The organism is Neobacillus drentensis, assembly GCF_021560175.1.
Lineage (GTDB): Bacteria > Bacillota > Bacilli > Bacillales > Cytobacillaceae > Neobacillus > Neobacillus drentensis_A.
In genome coordinates this window covers 1851180-1875019 of sequence record NZ_CP091110.1, presented here as the reverse complement: position 1 = coordinate 1875019, position 23840 = coordinate 1851180, and the positions used below count along the sequence as shown (strand labels likewise).

21 protein-coding genes are annotated in these 23840 nt (G+C 39.6%); all 21 read right to left on the bottom strand.

The window, feature by feature from the left end; all coding sequences use genetic code 11:
- Positions 1-21 precede the first annotated feature (21 nt).
- On the bottom strand, positions 22-621 hold the full coding sequence (gene dpaB / locus L1999_RS08770; protein WP_235743184.1) for a dipicolinate synthase subunit B: 600 nt from the start codon (positions 619-621) through the stop codon (positions 22-24).
- Positions 618-1520, bottom strand: a complete 903-nt coding sequence (gene dpaA / locus L1999_RS08765) for a dipicolinic acid synthetase subunit A (RefSeq protein ID WP_235743183.1) — start codon at positions 1518-1520, stop codon at positions 618-620. Before dpaA ends, dpaB begins: the two co-directional genes overlap by 4 nt.
- 156 nt (positions 1521-1676) lie before the next feature.
- Positions 1677-1925, bottom strand: a complete 249-nt coding sequence (locus L1999_RS08760; RefSeq protein WP_235743182.1) for a YlmC/YmxH family sporulation protein — start codon at positions 1923-1925, stop codon at positions 1677-1679.
- Between the two features lie 168 nt (positions 1926-2093).
- The gene (locus L1999_RS08755) at positions 2094-3332 is read right to left on the bottom strand and encodes a M16 family metallopeptidase (protein ID WP_235743181.1); all 1239 of its coding nucleotides are present in this window, start codon (positions 3330-3332) and stop codon (positions 2094-2096) included.
- A 237-nt stretch (positions 3333-3569) separates the two neighbouring features.
- On the bottom strand, positions 3570-4520 hold the full coding sequence (locus L1999_RS08750; RefSeq protein ID WP_235743180.1) for a polysaccharide deacetylase family protein: 951 nt from the start codon (positions 4518-4520) through the stop codon (positions 3570-3572).
- 137 nt (positions 4521-4657) lie between these two features.
- Positions 4658-6775, bottom strand: coding sequence for a polyribonucleotide nucleotidyltransferase (pnp, locus tag L1999_RS08745; protein ID WP_235743179.1), 2118 nt, complete (start codon positions 6773-6775; stop codon positions 4658-4660).
- 223 nt (positions 6776-6998) lie between these two features.
- The gene (gene rpsO / locus L1999_RS08740; RefSeq protein WP_024026799.1) at positions 6999-7268 is read right to left on the bottom strand and encodes a 30S ribosomal protein S15; all 270 of its coding nucleotides are present in this window, start codon (positions 7266-7268) and stop codon (positions 6999-7001) included.
- A gap of 170 nt (positions 7269-7438) precedes the next feature.
- The gene (gene ribF / locus L1999_RS08735; protein WP_235743178.1) at positions 7439-8392 is read right to left on the bottom strand and encodes a bifunctional riboflavin kinase/FAD synthetase; all 954 of its coding nucleotides are present in this window, start codon (positions 8390-8392) and stop codon (positions 7439-7441) included.
- 33 nt (positions 8393-8425) lie between these two features.
- Positions 8426-9343 carry a tRNA pseudouridine(55) synthase TruB gene (gene truB, locus L1999_RS08730; protein ID WP_235743177.1) on the bottom strand — a complete coding sequence of 306 codons (918 nt, stop codon included), beginning with the start codon at positions 9341-9343 and terminating at the stop codon, positions 8426-8428.
- Positions 9344-9425: 82 nt separating this feature from the next.
- Entirely contained in the window at positions 9426-9800 is a 375-nt protein-coding gene (rbfA, locus tag L1999_RS08725) for a 30S ribosome-binding factor RbfA (RefSeq protein ID WP_215040790.1), read from the bottom strand.
- 17 nt (positions 9801-9817) lie between these two features.
- On the bottom strand, positions 9818-10099 hold the full coding sequence (locus L1999_RS08720) for a DUF503 domain-containing protein (RefSeq protein ID WP_235743176.1): 282 nt from the start codon (positions 10097-10099) through the stop codon (positions 9818-9820).
- Complete coding sequence (gene infB / locus L1999_RS08715) at positions 10096-12414, bottom strand: translation initiation factor IF-2 (RefSeq protein ID WP_235743175.1); 2319 nt, start codon at positions 12412-12414, stop codon at positions 10096-10098. The genes L1999_RS08720 and infB overlap by 4 nt, the downstream gene beginning before the upstream one ends.
- Before the next feature lie 21 nt (positions 12415-12435).
- Complete coding sequence (locus L1999_RS08710) at positions 12436-12738, bottom strand: YlxQ family RNA-binding protein (protein ID WP_235743174.1); 303 nt, start codon at positions 12736-12738, stop codon at positions 12436-12438.
- Positions 12739-12746: 8 nt separating this feature from the next.
- Complete coding sequence (gene rnpM, locus L1999_RS08705; protein WP_215040786.1) at positions 12747-13019, bottom strand: RNase P modulator RnpM; 273 nt, start codon at positions 13017-13019, stop codon at positions 12747-12749.
- Positions 13020-13035: 16 nt separating this feature from the next.
- Positions 13036-14160 carry a transcription termination factor NusA gene (nusA, locus tag L1999_RS08700; RefSeq protein WP_235743173.1) on the bottom strand — a complete coding sequence of 375 codons (1125 nt, stop codon included), beginning with the start codon at positions 14158-14160 and terminating at the stop codon, positions 13036-13038.
- A 38-nt stretch (positions 14161-14198) separates the two neighbouring features.
- Entirely contained in the window at positions 14199-14669 is a 471-nt protein-coding gene (rimP, locus tag L1999_RS08695) for a ribosome maturation factor RimP (protein ID WP_215040784.1), read from the bottom strand.
- Between the two features lie 357 nt (positions 14670-15026).
- Positions 15027-19352 (bottom strand): PolC-type DNA polymerase III, encoded by a 4326-nt coding sequence (locus L1999_RS08690; protein WP_235743172.1) that lies wholly within the window; start codon positions 19350-19352, stop codon positions 15027-15029.
- Between the two features lie 159 nt (positions 19353-19511).
- Positions 19512-20771, bottom strand: coding sequence for an RIP metalloprotease RseP (gene rseP, locus L1999_RS08685; protein ID WP_235743171.1), 1260 nt, complete (start codon positions 20769-20771; stop codon positions 19512-19514).
- A 40-nt stretch (positions 20772-20811) separates the two neighbouring features.
- A complete protein-coding gene (gene dxr, locus L1999_RS08680) occupies positions 20812-21954 on the bottom strand; it encodes a 1-deoxy-D-xylulose-5-phosphate reductoisomerase (protein ID WP_235743170.1) in 1143 nt (380 codons plus the stop codon).
- Positions 21955-21989: 35 nt separating this feature from the next.
- The gene (locus tag L1999_RS08675) at positions 21990-22784 is read right to left on the bottom strand and encodes a phosphatidate cytidylyltransferase (protein ID WP_235743169.1); all 795 of its coding nucleotides are present in this window, start codon (positions 22782-22784) and stop codon (positions 21990-21992) included.
- Positions 22785-22827: 43 nt separating this feature from the next.
- Positions 22828-23604: an undecaprenyl pyrophosphate synthase gene (locus L1999_RS08670; RefSeq protein WP_235743168.1), complete on the bottom strand. Its 777-nt coding sequence runs from the start codon at positions 23602-23604 to the stop codon at positions 22828-22830.
- Between the last annotated feature and the right edge of the window lie 236 nt (positions 23605-23840).

Here is a 23840-nt window from a genome sequence, read left to right as displayed (position 1 = left end):
TTTAGCGAAAGTGGGGGAAATTTAGTCTGAATCCTTATATCTCTCCACTAAAACTGGCTGGAGTTGTTTCCCTTCAAGTGCAGCTTCGACTGTTTGCGTTAGCAGCGTCATTCTAGCAACCATTGAATTTGGCTTTTTGTCTGGATCGTCTTGACCATATGGAATAAAATAAATATTTTTAGTGGCCATTAGTCTCATGAGGTTGATACCATTTAACCCTAGAGCATCATTCGTTGAAATTCCAAGGACAACGGGTTTTAAATTCCTTAGTGTCGCCTTAGCAGCCATTAATACCGGACTATCATTCATAGCATTTGCAAACTTACTCATCGAAACACCTGTTAAGGGTGCAATGACCATGCAATCTAGAGGAATTTTAGGACCTAACGGCTCTGCTTTTACAATCGAGTCAATGACCTTATTTCCAGTTAAGTCTTCAATTCTTTGAATCCAATCTTCCCCTTTGCCAAAACGTGTATCTGTATTTTTAACTGTAAAGGTTACAACTGGCATTACCTCCGCACCGGCTTGAACGAGTTTTTCTATTTCCGGGAATACAGCATCATACGTACAATGTGAGCCTGTAAGACCGAAGCCAATTCTTTTACCTTTTAAACTCATTTCACTTTCCCCTTTCGCTTTCCTACATCCTCTTGAAGCAGTTGGGCTAGGATATTGGCAAGTATTTGACCTGCTGTTTTAGGCGCTACAATTCCTGGTAATCCGGGAGCGAGCAGTGCTTTTATCCCTCTTTTTTCTGCATATCTGAAATCCGTACCGCCAGGCTTGGAGGCCAGGTCGATAATGAGGGTATGGGCAGGGAGTTTGGAGATGACCATGGCTGTAACAATTAGATGTGGTGCCGTATTAATTAAAATATCGGTATCTTTTACTTCATTCACCAATTCACTTAAGTGGAATGGAGTTAGACCCATTTCTGTAATCCTTGCCAGGTGCTCGCTTTTTCTTGCCCCAACCTTTACCTTTGCTCCAAGAGCTGCAAAAGTTCTTGCTACACTCATCCCCACCCTGCCTAAACCTAGTACGGTCACATTCGATCCATGAATCGTAAAGTCTGTATGCTGAATGGCCATCATAATGGTTCCTTCGACAGTCGGGATCGAATTGTAAATGGCAACATCATCCCGTTCAAATAATTGAATCAAGGGCCGTTTTGCCTCTTTTGTTATTTCATTTAAATAAGAGTTGGTGATGCCTGAATATACGGTGCAATGTTCGGGTGTTTTGCTTAAAATATCACCTGTTAAAATCACCTTTTCGTTTGAAAAGATGGTTTCTACCTGTCCTTCTAAATTTGTTCCAGGCACTGGCAGAATCAGGGCATCCATATTGGAAAAATCAACTTCATCGACCTTTTCTTTGACGGCACCGGTAAAGGCGTGATCAAGCTGTTCAAATCCAATAAGCGATAATCTCGCGTCTAATTCAGTTAACCTACGGATGATTTCCAGCTGTCTGGCATCACCGCCCATTACGGCTATCTGCATCCCTGTCAGCATGAAAACATTCACCTTCTTTTTTTTAAAAATCCAACTTAGAATTCCTTTTACTGTTATCACTTCAACATCTTATGTAAGATTGCTTGATTCGGTGAGTTTTCCATGAAAGGAAATAAAAAAAGCCCAAGCAACGTTTATTTTGCTTGGGCTTCTTTCCTAGCGACTATCTTCTCCTGGAACATCAATGATAATCATATCGGAACCTATTTTTTTTATATGATGCCATGGCACCCTGACTTCCTCCCCTTGTTTACGAAAACCAAACCATTTTAGGGAAGGAATTAGCAGTGCTTGAATCTGACCTGTGTTTTCATTTATTTCTAAATCTGTTTGTCCTAGTACCCCAAGACGCTCTGCCTTTTTTACATCGACAATTTCTTTCCCGCTTAATTCACTTAACCTCATAGCCCTGCCCCCCACCAACACTTTTTCTATTAGTGTATAAAGGAAGGACAAATTTTAGAATAAGAAAAGCGGATTCGCACGTTTAGCAAGCAAGTTCCATGCTGCTAGGAATTTGAACTAACACGACAGAAAAAGAGGTATCCACTAAAACCGGGATACCTCGTTTGTTTAAGCTAATTTATTTGGAAATTCACCGTTCGGACTAATTAAAGTTACCGAGTATTTGTCAGTAAAGATGTCTCTTGCCATTCCATCGACACTCTTTTTCGTAACCGCATCAATCTGCTCGATAATTTCATCAAGTGAGCGATGGCGTTTTAATAGAAGCTCATTTTTTCCATTACGGCTCATGCGGCTATTGGTGCTCTCTAAACTCAACATCAAACTGCCCTTTAATTGTTCTTTGCTATTTGTAAGTTCCTTTTCGGTAATTCCATCTTGTTTTAACTTCTCTAACGTTTCCTGAATTGTCTCAAATAAGAGATCCAGCTGTTTAGCCCCGGTTCCTCCATAGACTGTCAAAATCCCGCTATCTAAATAGGCTGAATGGTACGAGAATACAGAATAGGCCAACCCTCGTTGTTCACGTACCTCTTGAAATAACCTGGAGCTCATGCTGCCGCCTAATATATTATTTAAGGTAATTAAACTATAAACATCCTCGTGTCCAACCTTCAAGCCTTCAAAACCAATACAGAGGTGAGCTTGTTCAGTTTCTTTCTTTCTGGAAATTCGGTTTGAATGAAAAACAGGGATATTCTCAGGTGCTTCCTTTGAATCACCTTGGTAAGAACCAAAATAATTTTCAACTTCCTTTATAAAACTCTCGGATACATTTCCGGCAATCGAAATAACGACATTTTCAGGTGTATATCGTTGATGAATATATTCCTTTAATGACTCACCTGTAAATGTATTCAAGGTTTCTTCGGTCCCAAGGATCGGATATCCAAGCGGATGGTCTTCGAATACTGCCCTGCTCAACAAATCATGAACAATATCATCTGGTGTATCTTCATACATTTTGATTTCTTCCAAGACAACATTTCTTTCCTTGTTTAACTCTTCTTCGACAAAAGTTGAGTTAAAGAACATGTCGGCTAATACATCTAAGGCAAACTTAGAATGGGTATCCAGTACTTTTGCATAGTAGCAAGTATATTCCTTCGATGTAAAGGCATTTACTTGACCGCCAATACTATCAAATGATTCAGCAATTTCCTTTGCTGATCTTGTTGTTGTTCCTTTAAAGAACATATGTTCAAGGAAATGAGAAATACCATTTGTTTGCGGATCCTCATTCCTAGAACCCGTTCCAATCCATACACCGATTGCAACTGACCTTACGGTAGGGATATTTTCTAGAACAATTCTTACTCCGTTTTGGCAAGTGTACTTATTAATCATTGACTTCCTCCTGTCTATACAGCGAAACCTTCAAACAGCAAGGGGATGCCCCACTGCCTAAACTAATCGGACTTTTACAGGCAGCTGCCCCCCGCCTATAGAATATCTTCCTCTAAGTTTTCAAAAGCTGTTGTCTTCTTATTCATGTTTAGTAGGATTAAAATGCATACGCTACTACTCCAATTATTTATTATACTTACTTAAATGTATTTTCTCCAATTTCTGAGATAATTTGCCTTAATTATTTATTATTCTTTCCTCATCCATTAATTCACTAACCGTACCTATGTGCAAATTCTTTTTTTCAATTAACGTAATTAACCGATCTAGAGATTTTGCTGTCGCTTCAGTAGGGTGCATAAGAACCATTGAGCCTTTGTCAATTTTAGAGATAACTCGATTAATCAAAACGTCAGGAGACGGCTTTCGCCAATCAACTGTGTCAACCGTCCACATCACTGTCTTCATGTTTAAATCATGAGCAATTTTAACCGTTTCATCACGGTAGCTCCCGCTTGGCGGGGCAAACCATACACTTTTTTCACCTGTTGCGGCTTCAATAATTTCATTTGTTTTGATCATTTGTTCTTTTGCCTTCGCGGCGGTGAGCTTGCTCATATCTGGATGTGAATAGGAATGATTTCCTACCTCATGACCAGCACTAACAATCATTTTGGCGAGTTCAGGATTTTTTTTTGTCCAGTTCCCTTCAAGAAAAAACGTGGCCGACACGTTATGCCTTTTTAATGTTGCAAGCATATCGGATAAATATTCATTTCCCCATGCTACATTTATAATAAAAGAAACCATTGGTTTATCAGGATGGCCTTTATAAATGGGAGTGGGAGGCAAATTTTCTAGATGTACCTTTGGTTTTGTTTGGACGAATACAAGCTTTTGCTCATCAAATTCGCCTTTTTCCTTCATCTTTTTATAGGAAGCTGCAATATCTACTTTCATTCCATTATATCCAGGAATGGCCTTCCAAACAGGATCAATCTTTGCATCGGAAGGCGGGACTTCATATGTATGTGCATTTTTTACTATTTTTTGATACAGAGGATCTGTCTGCTTCACGACCGGAAGTGCAGATTCTGTTAACGATGCTATATAGTCTTCAACAATAGGATTGTTGACGGAAAACCAAGCTGCTAAACAAATGACAATTAAAATTCCAGCCCTTTTCATCTACCATTCCCCCTTCCTTAAAGATTATGTCTAAAGAGGACAAGGTAGAACGAACAATAGAAATCTAAACCGGTTTGCATAAAAAAAGCCAGGGATTCCCGATTCCCTGACTTTTTCCTTTTACTATGACTTCAAAATTACTGTTTTTCTTCGGCCTTTTCACGCTGTTCTTTTAAAACTGCTTTACGAGACAGGTTTACCCGGCCTTGCTTGTCAATTTCCGTTACCTTTACCAAAAGTTCATCGCCAATTTTCACGACATCTTCCACTTTTCCTACACGCTCTTCAGCAAGTTCAGAAATATGAACAAGACCGTCTTTTCCAGCGAAGATTTCAACGAAGGCACCAAACTTTTCGATCCGCTTAACCTTACCAAGGTACATTTCGCCTACTTGAACTTCACGGACGATATCTTCTATGATTTTCTTCGCCTTTTGGTTCATTTCTTGATTAGTAGAGGCAATAAAGACTGTACCATCTTGTTCGATATCGATCTTAACGCCGGTTTCTTCGATAATCTTATTGATTTGTTTACCGCTTGGTCCAATTACATCACGAATCTTATCTGGATTGATGGTCATCGTTAAGATTTTTGGAGCAAATTGCGATAGCTCTGTTCTCGGTTCCGTAATCGTTGCAAGCATGGAATCTAATATATGCATTCTGCCCACTTTTGCTTGTTGCAAGGCCTCTTCTAAAATTTCACGAGAAAGACCTTCAATTTTAATATCCATCTGAAGAGCTGTAACACCCTTTGCTGTTCCAGCAACCTTAAAGTCCATGTCCCCAAGATGGTCTTCCATACCTTGAATATCAGATAAAACCGTATAATGCTCACCTGATTTAACTAGTCCCATCGCAATCCCCGCAACTGGAGCCTTGATCGGAACACCAGCATCCATCATCGCTAGTGTACTTGCACAAATACTAGCCTGTGATGTGGAACCATTGGATTCAAGTACTTCAGAAACAAGACGGATTGTATATGGGAAATCTTTTTCAGACGGAATCACTGGTTCAAGGGCACGTTCTCCAAGTGCACCGTGTCCAATTTCACGACGGCCTGGACCACGGATCGGACCTGTTTCCCCTACACTAAAGGATGGGAAGTTATAGTGGTGCATAAACCGTTTTTCCTCTTCAATTCCTAAACCATCAAGGATTTGAACATCTCCCATTGCCCCAAGGGTACAAATACTTAATGCTTGAGTCTGTCCACGAGTAAATAAACCGGAACCGTGTGTCCGAGGTAATATACTTACCTGGGAGGACAATGGGCGAATTTCATCTATTTTACGGCCATCAGGACGTACCTTTTCAACCGTAATTAACCGGCGGACTTCACCCTTAACAATCTTGTCCAAGATTTGCTTTACTTGCTTCATATCTTCATCGGTAGCTTCTTGTTCTTCGTATCTGGCAATAACTTGGTTTTTAACCTCTTTAATGGCATCTTCACGAGCATGCTTTTCTTGAACCTGGATCGCTTTTACCATGTCAGCTTCGCAAATTTCTCGAACCTCAGCTTCAAGTTCTTGATCGATTTCATATAAGTTAATTTGTCGTTTTTCTTTCCCAATTTCGGCGACAATTTTTTCTTGGAACTCAATTAAACGCTTGATTTCATCATGACCAAACATGATAGCTTCAAGCATGATTTCTTCAGGTACTTCCAAAGCCCCTGCTTCAACCATGTTAATCGCATCTTTTGTGCCGGCAACCGTTAAGTGAATATCACTTTTTTCCGCCTGCTCAACTGTTGGATTAATGACGAATTCATTATTTACACGTCCAACTACAACACCCGCAATTGGCCCCTCAAAAGGGATATCAGATGTACTAAGTGCCAACGAAGAGCCAAACATAGCAGCCATTTCCGTTGAGCAATCTTGATCAACGCTCATGACAATGCTGATAACTTGTACATCATTTCGGAACCCGTCAGCAAAAAGCGGACGAATCGGACGGTCAATCAAACGGCTTGCTAAAATGGCCTTCTCACTTGGTCGTCCTTCCCGTTTAATAAAACCGCCAGGGATTTTACCAACCGCATATAGACGTTCTTCGTAGTTAACCGTTAATGGAAAAAAGTCGAGGTTTTTTGGCTCTTTTGATGCAGTAGCAGTACTTAATACGGCTGTATCTCCATAACGGACTAACACTGCACCGTTTGCTTGCTTCGCTAATTGGCCAATTTCAACCGTTAATTTTCGGCCGGCCCAATCCATAGAATATTCATGTTTTATTTGTTCCATATTTTTACCCCTCTCTAACTAAATCCTTAGAAGGATGATACGAAAGAAAAACCCTCTCGGTTAATCATCAAACTAATTCTAACTCATATAAAAAAAGCCTTTAAAGCTTATTGTTTAAACCAAATTATTAATAGTATGCACAGAAAAGCTTAGACTTAAAATTATGTATAAAAAAAATGTTTTTTTGCTAACAAAAAAGCGGGAAAAATCCCGCTTCTGTTAACTAACGACGTAGACCAAGCTTATTAATAAGTACACGGTAACGTTGAACATCTTTATTACGTAAGAAAGTTAAAAGATTACGACGTTTACCTACCATTTTCAAAAGACCGCGACGTGAGTGGTGATCTTTCTTGTGTGTACGTAAGTGCTCGTTCAAATTATTGATTGATTCTGTAAGGACAGCGATTTGAACTTCAGCAGAGCCAGTGTCGCTTTCATGAGTTTTGTACTCATTGATAAGTTCGTTTTTACGTTCTTGAGTGATTGCCATCCGGTTCACCTCCTAAAATTTTCATATCCCCTGTTACCGAGCAAGCGTCGGAGACTCGACTTGCCAAGTAAAGGTTAGTTTTAATACGTATTTAAGAATACAGGGTTTTACAGCAAAATGCAAGTTAAAACCTGAACATATTGTAAGAAATCCTTCTTTTTGCTATGAAGCTAGAAAGAATGTCGATTTTTTTCAAAATAAGCAAGTGCGTTTTGTTTATCTTTTTCAATCTGGGCAACAAGTTCGTCGATACCAGAAAATTTCTGTTCTTTACGAAGATAAAGATGCCATTCAATTACTACCTCATTGCCATAGATATCCTCATTATAATCAAACAAGTGAACTTCTACAGAAAGTTTTAATGATTCTTTGTTAAAGGTAGGTTTATAGCCAACATTACATACTCCATCAAACCAGTGCTTAGCAACCTTAAATCTAACGGCATAAACACCAGTTGGCGGAATGATATATTCATCATAAAGATCTACATTGGCTGTAGGAAAACCGATTGTTCGCCCGCGTTTATCCCCGTGGACGACAATTCCTGTTGTCGTATAGTAGCGACCGAGTAGAATCGGAAGCTCCATCGTTTCACCTTTCTTGAGCAGACGGCGGATTCTTGTGGAACTTACCTTTTCATTCCCTTGCACATATTCCGGAACAACCGTATAACTAAATTGATCTCGTGAGTGAAAGGGCAAGGTCTCCATCGTTCCTTTCCCCATTCTGCCATAGGTGAAGTCAAAACCCGCCACAACGTGTTTTACATTTAAACCAATCACATATTGGTCAATAAATTCTTGTGGTAAAAGAGAGGCAAATTCTGGGGTAAACTCAATAATAAATAAATAATCTATCCCCAACTCTTCAATGATTGTCACCTTTTCAGATAAGGGGGTAATATAGTGAACATGCTGTGTATTCTTCCCTAATACAACGGATGGGTGAGGGTCGAACGTCATAACAGCACTAGATAGAGCTTTTTCTTCCGCCTGCCTTTTTGCCTCAAGAATTACTTGTTGATGTCCGAGGTGGACACCGTCAAAATAACCTAAAGCCATAGCTAAAGAAGGGAACTCTGAATTATCAATATTAATCGGGTAACTAAGCCGGATTACTTCCAATGAAACTCACCTTTTCTATTTCGCACCTTATTATTAACGATCGTTTCGTAAAACCTTAACGGGTTTGAGGAGATCCGGCTTGCTAGGATGCTTAGCATATATAGCTAGTGCCGTTCCATCGTCTGTTTCAGCGATAATTGGTCCGTTAATTGTTTTTAAATGATCTGGTATTTGTAACAGTGCACCATTTTTCACTTTCTCTGCTACTTTATCATTAATACGAAATTTCGGCAAATGAGAGAGTGCCGTTTCTAACGGCCTTAAAACGTTCGAAATCGTCCCCTCTTCCATACACTTTTCAACGTCTTCAAAGCTTAAACAATCCTCCAAATGAAAGCTGGCTGATTGAATTCTTTGTAAATAGGACATATGAGCAGGAAAACCAAGAATCTCCCCCATCATCACAGCTAACGTACGGATATAGGTCCCTTTGCTGCAACGAACCTGAAAACGAAATGAAATTGTTTCTCCCTCAAATTGCTCTCGTTCATCAAGTAAATCAATCGAGTAAATGGATACCACTCTTGTTGGCCGTTCCACTTCTACCCCTTTGCGGGCATATTCGTAAAGTCGGACACCTCCTACCTTAACGGCAGAATACATGGGCGGTGTTTGTTCAATCTCCCCTGTCAACGATTGCTGGACCTGTAGAATTTCTTCCCTTGTAATCACGCGATTAACTGCTTTACGTTCGACTACCTCACCAGAAGAATCTTCCGTTGTCGTGGAGAATCCAATTGTTACTTCCCCTAAGTAGGCTTTGCCAGCATCTGTTATGTATTCCGCTACCTTTGTGGCTTTGCCAATACAAATTGGCAGGACACCCGTTACGTCTGGATCTAATGTACCGGTATGACCCACTTTTTTTGTTTTTAATATTTTCCGAAGCCTAAAAACACAATCATGGGATGTTAATCCGGCGGGCTTATATAATGGCAGTATTCCTTCCATTTAACTTCTCCTTTCTTTCCATATGATTATCTACTATTTTTAACGAACCATTAAAAAAAGGGATAGACATGATGTCTATCCTCTATTCTTCTTCGTGCTTTTCATACGGTTTATCATCGTCCGTATGCAATTGGTGTAGAAGGGTTTCAATTCGATTTCCGTAATCGATTGATTCGTCCCATTCAAAGATGATTTCAGGTGTTTTACGAAGGCGAATACGGTGGCCTATTTCGGTTCGGATAAACCCTTTTGCTTTAGCTAGGCCTTTTAATGTATTCTCCTTTTGCTCGTCATCACCTAAAACGGATATAAATACTTTAGCTTGTTGAAGATCTCCTGTAACTTGAACATCTGTAACTGTCACAAAACCGATCCGCGGATCTTTAATTTTGCGGCCGATAATGTCACTAAGTTCTTTTTTCATTTGTTCTCCAACACGATTTGCTCTGTGGCTCATTGCATTCACCTCTTAACTTAAAGCCATTCTATCTCGGTGATCGTTCTTTCTATTTCTGGAAATGAGTCGATTAGTTTGAATGCATTTTGCAATTCCTGCTCGGTAGCTACCCGCGTGGAGGTAACGACTGCAATAGCAATTTTTGTTCTTTGCCAGGTATCTTGATAATCTACTTCTGCAACAGATACATTAAATCTCTGTTTTAACCGGGTTAGAATCCGTTGCAGCACTGCCCGTTTTTCTTTTAATGAATGGGCATTATAGATTATGCATTCACATTCGGCTACACCAACAATCATTTACGCTCAATTTCTTCCATTACATATGCCTCAATGATATCTCCTTCTTTAACATCATTGAAGTTTTTAATTGTGATTCCACATTCGTAACCTTGGGCAACTTCTTTAGCGTCGTCTTTAAATCGTTTCAAAGCATCAATTTGCCCTTCAAAGATGACCACACCATTACGGATTAAACGGATTCCGCTGTCACGAGTGATTTTACCATCGGTAACATAAGAACCAGCAATCGTACCAACTTTTGATACCTTAAAGGTTTGACGAATTTCAGCCTGACCAATAATTTTTTCTTGGAACTCAGGGTCAAGCATTCCTTTCATTGCTGCTTCAATTTCCTCAATTACTTTATAAATAATCCGGTGCAGACGAACATCCACTTTTTCAGCTTCAGCCGCACGTTTTGCATTTACATCCGGACGAACGTTAAAACCGATTACGATCGCATTTGATGCAGCCGCAAGAGAAATATCTGATTCATTAATAGCACCAACACCATTATGAATGATTTTAATATTAATGCCTTCCACTTCAATTTTCTGCAGGGAAGCTGCTACGGCTTCAGCGGATCCTTGAACATCAGCTTTTAGAATAATGTTTAGATCCTTCATTTCACCTTGCTTCAACTGCTCAAATAGATTATCCAAGCTGACAATTGACTTTTCACCGCGATGGGCTGCTAATGCCACTTGGGCACGGGCTTCACCAATTTGACGAGCTGTTTTTTCGTCTTCAAGTACGACGAAACGATCCCCTGCTTGCGGTACATCATTCAAACCTGTGATTTCAACAGGAGTAGATGGTCCTGCCTCTTTCACACGGCGTCCTTTATCATTAACCATGGCACGAACACGGCCAAAGGTATTTCCAACAACAATTGGATCACCTATTTTTAGTGTACCATTTTGAACTAATAATGTTGCAACAGAGCCGCGTCCTTTATCTAATTGGGCTTCGATTACTGTTCCAACTGCATTCCGGTTAGGATTTGCTTTATATTCTTCAACTTCGCCGACAAGCAGAATCATTTCAAGCAGGTTGTCGATACCTTCTCCTGTTTTTGCGGAAAGTGGTACAAAGATAGTATCCCCACCCCATGCTTCTGATACTAATCCATGTTCAGTTAATTCCTGCATAACACGGTCAACATTGGCAGCTTCTTTATCCATTTTATTAACAGCGACAATAATTGGTACTTCTGCTGCTTTTGCATGGTTAATCGCTTCAACCGTTTGTGGCATTACGCCGTCATCGGCTGCTACCACAAGAATGGTAATGTCCGTTATTTGAGCACCACGGGCACGCATCGTTGTAAAGGCAGCGTGTCCAGGAGTATCTAGGAAGGTAATTTTCTTACCATTTTCAACTACTTGGTAAGCACCGATATGCTGGGTAATTCCACCAGCTTCGCCTTCTGTTACCTTTGTATTCCGAATGGAATCAAGTAAGGTTGTTTTACCATGGTCAACGTGACCCATAATGGTTACAACGGAAGGTCTCTCCACTAAGGTTTCCGGAGCGTCTTCTGTGAAATATACTTCTAAATCAGTAGTATCGATTTTAATTTCTTCTTCTACTTCAACGCCATACTCACCCGCAATTAATTCAATCGCATCTTTATCAAGCACCTGATTGATGGTTGCCATTACACCAAGTAAAAACAGCTTTTTAATGATTTCAGATGGTTCACGATAGATTTTTTTCGCTAATTCTCCAACCGTTAAAGATTCAGTAAAGGTAATTTTAGCTGGAAGCTCTTTTTCCTTTTTCTTAACAGGCTGAGAATGTTGAACTGGGGTGTGAGTTTTCTTTTTATTATTATTACGATTTTGGCTATTATTGCGATTTTGGTTATTATTATATGGTCTAGCCTTAGCTTTATCAGCATTATTAAATACTTTATTTTCTTTTGATTGAGTTTCTTGGTTTTGCTTTTTGCCTTCCACCTTCTTAGGAGGTGAGACTACTTTCACCTTGCTAGGAGCTGTATTTTTATCGGCAGCTTCTTCAAATGCTTTTGGTGATCTCGCCTGTACTTGAGGTTTTTGACCTGTTTGCGCAGGTCTTGAATTTTGGCGGTTTTGCTGCCCTCCAGGACGGTTATTTGAACGGTTTTGCTGACCACTATTTTGTTTGGGCTGGGAAGTAGAACCTTCTGCCTTTTTGTTATATGTGGCATCCAGCTTTTTTACATCTGCATCTTCTATTGTTGCCATATGATTGGATACCTCTATATTCATTTCTTTTAATTTATTGATGATTTCTTTACTTGAAATATTGTGTTTCTTTGCGTATTCATAAACACGGATTTTACTCATTTTGTTTCACCCCCGCTAGATTTAATCGAGCAACGTTACCAATTTCTTTGCAAATCCACCATCCAAAACAGCTACAACAACGCGGGCTTCTTTGCCAATTGCCTGACCAAGAAGATAACGATCTTCCACCATTTTTAAAGGCACATGATAGGAATTACATTTATCTGTAATTTTTTTCGTTGTATTTGCAGATGCATCTGCGGCTAATAAAATGAGTTTTGCCTTATTGTTTCGAATTTCCTTAAGGGCAAGTTCCTCACCTGATATGATTTTACGCGCTCGATTGGCTAAGCCAAGCAATGACATCCATTGATTGTCCTTCATTTGGATAGTCAGTTCTCCTTCTCTATTAACTCAAGTAGTTCTTCATAGATCGAATCATTTATCGGTACCTCTAAGTGATTAGATAAGGTGTTTTTTTTCTTGGCTAACAATACAGCTTCTTTGTTCAAAGAAAGGTATGCACCACGGCCGGATTTCTTTCCAGTCAAATCGATTGAAACTTCCCCTTCTTTTGAACGAACGATGCGAACGAGTTCTTTTTTCGGTTTCATTTCACCGGTTGCCACACATTTGCGCATAGGAACTTTTTTTCTAGTGTTCACTCGTCATTCACCTCACCTAATCATCTAACTCTTCGTCAAAATCAAAATCATTTTCGACTTGATCGTCGAATAGTCTGATTGTTTCCTCACGTGGATAAATTCCTAATTCCCGTGCTTCTGTTTCTGATTTAATATCAATTTTCCAGCCGGTTAATTTGGCAGCAAGGCGGGCATTTTGTCCCCGTTTCCCAATAGCTAGTGAAAGTTGATAGTCAGGTACTATAACCGTGGTTGCTTTATCGGCTTCGTTCACCATAACATCAAGCACCTTAGATGGGCTTAATGAATTAGCCACAAATACCACTGGGTCATCAGACCATTTTACAATATCAATTTTTTCACCCTTTAATTCATTGACAACAGCCTGAACACGGGTTCCTTTTGGACCAACGCAAGATCCAACCGGGTCAACCTCATGATTATCGGAATGCACAGAAATTTTCGAGCGATCCCCTGCTTCACGGGCAACGGATTTAATTTCCACTGTACCGTCATAAATTTCCGGAACTTCAATTTCGAATAATCGTTTTAATAAGCCCGGATGCGTACGCGATACAAATATCTGTGGTCCTTTGGTCGTTTTTTCTACCTTTGTTATAAAAACTTTGATACGATCGTGCGGTTTGTATCGTTCATTAGGCATTTGTTCATTTACGGGTAGTAATGCTTCTATTTTTCCGAGGCTGACATAAATAAATTTTGAGTCTAGTCTCTGAACGATACCTGTCATAATATCTTCTTCACGGTCGATAAATTCAGAATAAATAATTCCACGTTCTGCTTCTCTTACACGCTGGGTAACCACTTGTTTTGCTGTTTGTGCCGCAATCCTGCCGAAGTCTTTAGGTGTTACTTCCATTTCGACAACATCTTCAACTTGATAATTTGGGTTGATTCGCTGGGCATCTTCGATCGATATTTCCAGACGCGGATCAAAAACTTGATCTACTACCTCTTTCCGTGCAAAAACACGCATAGAACCTGTTCCTAAATTTAAATCGATGCGGACATTTTGGGCCTGATTGAAATTTCGGCGGTATGCTGAAATTAGTGCTGCTTCAATGGCATCCATTAAAACATCCCTGGAAATGCCTTTCTCTCTTTCCAGTATTGTAAGAGCATCTAATAATTCGCTGCTCATTTGCTTGTATCCCCCTAATCCTTATTTAATTTTCTTTTTTATGAAAAGGTAACAGCCAAACGTGCACTTGCAACTTTTTCAAATGGAATTTGTATTGATTTTTTCCGGGTTTTAATCTTAATTTCAACGGTAACATGTTGGCCATCAAAATCCACTAAGGTGCCCTCGAACTTGTTTTCCCCATCGATGGGCTCATAGGTTTTGATAAAGACATTTTTGCCTACAGCCTTTTCAAAGTCTTTTGCCTTCTTTAATGGCCTCTCTGCACCTGGGGAGGATACCTCTAGGAAATAGTTATGGGGAATGGGGTCTAATTCATCCAATTTCTCACTCAGCCGTTCGCTGACGATACCACAGTCCTCGATATCTACACCGGCATCCTTATCGATATATACGCGAAGAAACCAACTTTTTCCTTCTTTCACATACTCGATTTCCACTAACTCTAATCCAAGCTCTTGAAAAATTGGTGCAGCCAGCTCTTCAACAACTTCCGTTACTTTGCTCATGCTTTACCTCCTTTTCTCTATTATTTCACCCAAATTCTATGTAGTTCACGGAAAGTTTTATCAAATATAAAAAACAAATAGTAAACAAAACCAAGATGCATATAAAGCAGCTTGGTTACATAACGAAAGAGTGGGTTTCCCCACTCTTGAACTCGAGAGTATTTCTTAGTATTTCCAATAAAACTATACCATAACCATAGTTTATATGCAAACACCAAAAGCGGAAGCGGCTTGCTCAGGGGCGACAGGCATAAGACGAGCCGGCGGGAAGGTTGTTCTTTAACCTTCCTGACGGATGGGCTTATGACCCCGAGCCCCTAGGCGCTGCAGCTGGATGATCAAAAGCGGATCGGCTTGCTAGAACAGTGAAAGCTGGTTTTGTTCAGGCAGGGCTGCAAGACAGCCTTGTTTATCGAGATATTCAAGGATGGTCTTAGATACCTTACCTCGTTGCTGTAGGTCTTCTTTCGACAGGAATTCTCCATTTTCTCTCGCCTTAACAATATTAAAGGCAGCATTCGTTCCTAATCCAGGAATAGAATTGAACGGAGGAATTAAGGTATTTCCTTCGATAATAAAATCGGATGCATCCGATTTATATAGATCATAATTTTGGAAGCTGAAGCCTCTTTCCGTCATTTCGAGGGCAAGCTCTAAGACGGTTAATAAGTTCTTCTCTTTATTTGATGCCTCTAGTCCTTTTGCATTAATTTCCTCTAGTTTGGCCCGGATTGCTTCAGATCCCCGTGACATAGCTTCAATATCAAAGTCCTCAGCACGAACCGTGAAGTAGGCAGCATAATAAAGAAGTGGAAGATGAACCTTAAAATAAGCAATCCTGACAGCCATTAATACATAGGCAGCAGCGTGAGCTTTAGGGAACATATACTTTATTTTTTTACAGGAATCAATGTACCATTCTGGCACTTCATTTTTGCGCATCTCTGCTTCCATTTCTTCGCTTAAACCTTTCCCTTTACGTACAGACTCCATGATTTTAAAGGCAAAGGAAGGGTCAAGTCCCTGATAAATCAAATACACCATAATATCATCACGGCAACCAATTACTTCACTTAAGTTACAGGTTTGGTTATGAATTAATTCCTGTGCATTTCCAAGCCATACATCTGTTCCATGTGATAAGCCGGAAATCTGGACAAGCTCAGAAAAGGTCGTTGGCTTCGTATCTTCTAGCATTTGCCGAACAAATCGCGTACCAAATTCAGGAATTCCTAAGGTACCGGTTTTACACATGATTTGCTGCTCTGTGACACCTAAAGATTCAGTACTGCTAAAAATTTTCATTACCTCAGGGTCATCAGTCGGTATCGTTTTTGGATCAATTCCGCTAAGATCCTGAAGCATCCTGATGACGGTCGGATCGTCGTGTCCAAGTATATCAAGCTTTAGGACGTTATCATGAATGGAATGGAAGTCAAAATGAGTTGTTTTCCACTCTGAATTTCGATCATCGGCCGGGAATTGAATCGGTGTAAAGTCATAGACATCCATATAGTCGGGGATAACAATAATTCCCCCTGGATGCTGACCGGTTGTCCTTTTTACGCCCGTACAGCCGGAAGCCAGCCGTTCAATCTCAGCACCACGGATTTGCAGGTTATTATCCTGCTGATAGGCTTTCACATAACCAAACGCCGTTTTATCGGCAACCGTACCAATTGTTCCGGCACGATACACGTATTCCTCACCGAATAAAACCTTTGTATAGTTGTGGGCACGAGGCTGGTACTCTCCGGAAAAGTTCAAATCGATATCGGGGACCTTGTCTCCCTTGAAACCCAGGAATGTTTCGAAGGGAATATCATGACCGTCTTTCCGGTATTTTTCTCCGCAATTTGGACAATCTTTATCCGGTAAGTCGAATCCGGAACCGACCGAACCGTCGTTAAAGAACTCGGAATGTTTACAGGTCGGACATACATAATGCGGCGGCAGTGGATTTACCTCTGTAATCTCTGTCATCGTCGCAACTAACGATGAACCGACAGATCCCCTTGAACCAACAAGGTAACCATCATCGAGTGACTTTTTAACCAATTTATGTGAAATCAAATAAATAACGGCAAATCCGTGACCAATGATACTTTTTAATTCTTTTTCCAGCCTCGCTTCGACGATTTCTGGAAGCTGATCACCATAAATACTCCGTGCCATTGCGTAACTCATTTCACGCATTTCTTCATCTGCACCCTCAATTTTAGGTGTATACAAATCATCTTTGATCGGCTTAATAACATCAATCATATCGGCAATTTTATTTGTATTGGTGACGACAATTTCTTTCGCTTTTTCTGTGCCTAAAAACGAGAAAGCATCAAGCATTTCGTTTGTCGTTCTAAAATGAACATCCGGCAATTGATGTCTGTTTAATGGGTTTGCCCCGCCTTGAGAGTTAACTAATATTTTTCGATAAATTTTATCATTTTCGGTTAAATAATGAACATTTCCTGTCGCGACGACGGGAATCCCCAATTTATCACCAAGAGAAACAATTTTACCAATGATGTCCTCCATCGCTTTCTCGTCACGTACTAATTCCATTTCGATCAGCGGTGCATTCACTTCTTTTGGCATGACTTCAAGATAGTCATAGAAGCCGGCATGTGCTTCGACTTCTTCAGGGGATTTTTGCATCATCCCTTCAAATATTTCCCCTTTATTACACCCTGACCCAACTAAAATTCCTTCACGATATTTTTGCAATACGGATCTTGGGAGTCTTGGAACCCTGTAAAAATACTCAATATGTGAGATTGAAATTAGTTTGAATAGGTTTTTCAAACCTGCTTCTGTCTGGGCTAAAAGGGTGCAGTGATAAGGACGTGCACGTTGATATGCATTTCCTTTACCCATGTTATTGTTAAACTCATCATGATACTCAATTCCTTTTTCAAGAGCGTCCTTTAGCATTTTCAAGAGCAGGTAGCCAGTTGCTTCTGTATCGTATATGGCCCGGTGATGCTGGGTTAAATCAATATCAAATTTTTTGGCTAATGTATTTAAGCGGTGATTTTTCATTTCTGGGTATAAAAAACGTCCTAACTCTAAAGTATCAATGACAGGATTTTTGGCTTTTTCTAAGCCGATTTGCTTATAGGCTACATTCAAGAACCCCATATCAAAGGAAGCGTTATGGGCAACTAAAACAGCATCTCCTGCCCAGTCATAAAAGTTCTTAATTACTTCATCAACTTCTGGAGCATCTTTAAGCATGTCATCTGTAATACTAGTTAAGTTAATAATTGTGGCTGAAAGACGTTGGTGCGGATTTGCAAATGATTCAAACCGGTCAATAATTTCCCCATTGTGAATTTTAACCGCTGCGAGCTCAATGATCGTATTATATACAGCAGAAAGTCCTGTTGTCTCAACGTCAAATACAACAAATGTATCCTCAGCCAGCAAACGATGAGCATCATTATAGGCAATCGGCACACCGTCATCTACCAGGTTAACCTCGACGCCATAAAGGATTTTAATATCATTTTTCTTTCCTGCCCCATAGGCCTCAGGGAATGACTGGGCAACAGCATGATCTGTAACAGCAATCGCTTTATGACCCCACTTACTTGCTTGTGCAATTAGTGTACTTACTGGAGTTACGGCATCCATTTGACTCATTGGTGTATGAAGATGCAATTCTACCCGTTTTTCATCCTCAGGTGCCGTATCTTTTCGTCCAGCAGGTTTTATTTCATTGATATCATTACAAATCATGACTAGATCACGGACAAAGGTATCGTTTTGAACGCTTCCCCGAACCTTTACCCATAAGCCTTTTTTAACCAGCTGGAATAGGGCAGCATCTTCTTTATCACGAGAAAACATTTTTACTATGATCGAGCTTGTATAATCTGTAATTTTAAAAGTTAATAGGGAACGTCCGCTGCGAAGCTCTCTTATTTCAGCATCAAAGATATACCCTTGAACGACAACTCGTCTTTCCTCATCAACGATATCAATCAAGCTGCGAAGCTCGCTATCATCCTTGATCGTTAACCCAATTGAAAGCGGACCTGAAGGGGCCTCTCCTCCTGCTTGAGCCTTATCCGTTTCTTTCTTTTGCATTTCTATCACGGCCATGTGAGCACGTTCTTGGTCTTCTTTCTGTTTAGCCAGTAAGAATTGCTGATATTCTTCATTTTTTTCTTCACTTTTTATTTCAGTATCAATCGCTAACAGTGGAAAACCAAAGGACTGATAGATATTTCCGATAACAGGACCATATTTTCGCTTTAAGGCGAGTCCTTCCGCTTCATTTCTTACAGAAACGGTTAGTTTATTCCCGCTGACTTCAGGGATTTGTTCATTTAGAAGTTTAACAAGCGGCGGTGCAATACCGTCAATTTGCTGAATGCAGTAATTCCAATATTCTAGCAAAAGCTGCGGTGTGCTGGCTTGATTCGTTACCTGGATATTGTAGGAAATGGTTGCGATGTTTGTGAATGTTCTTTCGAGTTGTGTAGTAAACTTGAGATACACATTGAATGGAAGTATGTTTTCAAATAAAAATTGAAAGTGCCACTTCCTTTCCTTCTTTTCAACCAGAAGCCTTTCAATTTGTGCATTTTGGAAATGTACTACTACAGCATCTTCTACCAGTTGCAGCTGCTGGAGCAAGAGTTGGAATCGCTCTTTATTGCCTAAGGCATGTTCGCTCATCGTCTCTCTCCCATCTATTAAAAACTATTATTTATCTATATCAAAAATTAATTATACCACGATAACCGCTGATTCGGTTTATTTCGACATTTATTCCACAAAAAAACAAGGACCGCGTCTAGGCGATCCTTATTAAGGATAACAAAATTAGTTGATCATTTATAGAAAAAATCGCTGGATATCATTCCAGGTAACCACCAGCATGAGCAGCATAAGGAGAGCAAAGCCGATAAAATGGACCATTCCTTCCTTTTGTCTGTCAATTGGTTTTCCTCTAACTGCTTCAACTGCAAAGAACATTAACCTTCCACCATCAAGGGCAGGAATTGGCAGTAAGTTCATAATTCCCAAGTTAATGCTTAATATACCAGCCCACTTCATTAAATAATAGATTCCTGATTTGGCTACTTCATCTGTGGACTTATAGATTCCAACTGGACCTGATAGGGCATCAATTGAAAATTGACCTGTAACCAACTTACCTAGCATAACAAATATTTGCTTTGTCCAAAAGTAGGTTTCGGTAAATCCGGATTTCACAGCTTGAACCGGTGATTTTTCAACAGGGCTATAAACACCGATAATCCCCATTTTATCTCCATCAACTGTCTTTTCAAGCGGAGTTACTTCAATTTCTTTTTCTTTTCCATTTCGAACAATGGAGAAATCGAGTTTTTTATTTGGGTTTTTGCGGATAATTTCGACTACATCTGACCAGCTTGAAATTTCCGAATCATTAATACTTTGGACAATATCTCCTTTCTGGAGACCTGCCGATTTTGCAGCCCCATCAGGAGTAATGACACCTAATTTAGGGTCATTCGATGGCACACCTTGTAACAAAGCAATGATTATAAACACAACGAATGCTAAAACAAAATTCATCATAGGGCCCGCAAAAATGGCCATAAATCTTTGTGGTAAAGTTTTAGATCCAAATTGACGGTCAAGTGGGGCAATTTGTGATTCAATCCCATTTTCAACAATCACTGCTTTTGGATCAATGGAGAAGGTCTGTAAACTTTCGTTTTCGTCTTCCGGATATCCTTTTATGATTAAATCCTTTTCAATATCAGCATACTCGACTTCAACAATCCTTGCTTTAGGATATTTCTCTTTATTATTTAAAATGATTTTATTGACGTTTTCTTGCTTATCAAACATAAGTCCAATCCGGTAACCAGGCTTAATTTCGACCATTTCCGGATCTTCACCTGCCATTCGGACGAAGCCGCCGATCGGTAATAGACGGATGGTATAGGTAGTTTCTCCTTTTTTATGAGTAAACACCTTAGGTCCCATCCCAATTGCAAATTCACGGCAGAGAATACCCGCTCTTTTTGCAAAAAAGAAATGTCCGAATTCATGGAAGAAGACCAGTGCGCCAAAAATCACTATGAAGGCAATAACTGTAGTCAATGACATAACCACCTTTTTTCAGGATAGGGAAGGATCATTCCTATAGAAGTGAGTGTACAAACTGACGAGTCTCTTTGTCAACTTCTTCTATTATAGCTAAACTTGGATTTTCAATGACTTGATGTTTATTTAATGCTTGTTCAATCAAATCCTCAATCTGTAAGAAACGTATTTTCCCTTTTAAGAAAGCAGCCACTGCCGCTTCATTCGCTGCATTTAGCACCGTTGGCATGGTGCCGCCTATTTTACCAGCATGATAGGCAAAATCTAAGCAGCGGAAACGTTTTAAATCCATTTCCTCAAAGTGCAGCTTACCCACTTCCCCAAGATTCAACCGATTAGCCGAGCGCAGTGGAAGCCGGTCCGGGTAGGTCAGTGCATATTGGATTGGCACTCTCATATCTGGTGTTCCCAATTGAGCAATAATGCTAGAGTCATGAAATTCTACCATTGAATGAATAATACTTTCTTTGTGCAGCAAAACATCTATTTTTTCAAATGGAACTCCAAACAACCAATGTGCTTCGATTACCTCTAACCCTTTATTCATCATGGTCGCTGAATCAATGGTAATTTTCGCACCCATCGACCAGTTCGGATGGTTTAAAGCCTGTTCTACGGTCACATCCTTTAGCTCCGCGCGGGTACGGTCACGGAAACTGCCGCCAGATGCTGTTAAAATTAATCTTTCAATATTTTTATCCATTTCTCCTTGCAAAGCTTGAAAAATGGCAGAATGTTCGCTGTCAACAGGGAGGAGCGGTACATTATTTCTTTTAGCCGCTTCTATTACTAAATGTCCTGCAGTAACTAACGTTTCTTTATTCGCGATTGCAATGACTTTCCCGCACTCAATGGCTTGTAATGTAGGATGCAGTCCTACACTGCCAAGGACAGCATTAACAAGGATATCTGATTTTTCAAAGACAGCTACCTCAATCAATCCTTCATTGCCAAAAGTAAACTTAGTATTCGGGAATTCTGCTCTTAATAATGCACAATCACTAGATTCCTGCACAGAGACAAGCAGTGGTTTAAATTCAATAATTAATTTACGTGCTAATTCAATATTTTTTCCAACTGAAAATGCTGCTAGTTGAAATTCGTTACAGTGCTCACGAATGATATCAATCGTTTGGATTCCTACTGAACCTGTAGCACCTAATAAACTAATTGTCTTCAAGTGTTTCAACTCCTAATAAGTAAAAAGAACCGCCACTATGTCCAAAGATGGAACAGGTTTAATAATGGCAATACAAATAATAAGCTATCAAAGCGATCAAGAATCCCACCATGCCCCGGCAGAATGTTTCCTGAATCCTTTACGTTAAAATGACGTTTAAAAGCAGATTGGACAAGGTCGCCTATTTGTCCAAAAACAGAAAGAACAACGGTAATTCCCATTAAAGTAACCAGACCTACGGGGATGGTCGTGGAAAATAACGAAAATAATATTCCCACAATTACAGCACATACGACACCGCCTAATGAGCCTTCTACTGTTTTATTGGGACTAATTTCAGGCCATAGTTTGTTTTTTCCCATTGCTTTGCCAACAAAATAGGCACCAGAGTCTGTTGCCCAAATAATAAATAGGGAATAAAAAACATAAACAAGTCCTGCGTTGCGGGTTTCAATAAAAAAGTAAAACCCAATCCCGACATAAATCGCCGAGAGTATGCAAAACGAAACATCTTCAAAGGTAAATCGATTTTTTGTGACAACCGTATAGGCTAAAAACAACAAAATAAATATAATCGCGATCTCTGTTTTCGAATAATAAAAATCCGAGAGAACATGATGATATTGCTTAGGAAAAATAATCACCCATAAAAATAAAAGCGATAGTAGTCCATGAACCGAAAAGATACTTAATTGTTTCATTTTCAATAGTTCATATAACCCTATTGTAGCAAGAATGTACGTTAACAGAACAAAAGGAAGTCCGCCGTAAAATACTATGGGCAAAAATAATGCCGCTGCTACCACTCCAGTAATAACTCTTTGCTTCATCTACTAGTTCAACACCTTTTATGTTCTTAAAGAGAGGTATACTTTAGATTCCGCCAAACCTGCGCTGACGTTTTTGATAAGCTTCAATTGCTTCAAGAAAATATTCTTCATTAAAATCTGGCCATAATACATCTGTAAACCAAAATTCCGAGTAAGCTAATTGCCAAAGCATAAAGTTACTTAAGCGGATTTCTCCACTTGTTCGGATCAACAGATCCGGGTCTGGAAAATCGGAACTCATTAAATAGGAGGAAAAGACTTGTTCGTTTAGTTCTATATCCTTCAGTATGCCATTTTTGCTATCATTTATAATTTGCTTTACAGCATCGAGGATTTCCGCCCTGCTTCCATAATTCAAGGCAAAATTCAGGACCAGTCCTGTATTATTCTTTGTTTCTTCGACCGCCCTCTCGATTGCGCGGAGTGTATGTGACGGCAGTTGATCTTTATATCCCATCATTTTAACTTGAACATTATTTTCAATCAGTTCAGGAAGAAAAGTACCTAAAAATTCTTCCGGAAGCTTCATAATATATTCCACTTCATTTTTTGGACGTTTCCAGTTCTCAGTAGAAAAGGCATATAAGGTTAAGGCCTTAATTCCGAGATTGTTCGCCAGCATGGTTGTCTTTCGAACCACCTTCATGCCTTCGTGATGACCAGCAATACGTGGTAAAGCCCTTTTTTTAGCCCAGCGCCCATTACCGTCCATAATAATAGCAACATGTTCAGGAACAGGTGATTCTTTTATTTCTTCTATTTTATCTCGGAGTGTGGAAGAGTTAGCCGGCTTCTTCCAAAGCCCAAATTTATTCAACATAACATTGCTCCTCAGGTTAATTAATCATATCCTCCGATAATAAACCATGGATTCACTTATCCAAATATGTAAAAGTATCTTCTGGTTAGATGATATTATCATACCAAAAAACCTTAAAGATATCTCTAATAATAACCTATGTAAAATAACAGTAATTAAGAATAATGTTCAGAAAATTTTAGGGACAGTCTGGAATCATTAAAAAATAGAGAAAAAACCCCCTTTTAAAGAGGGTC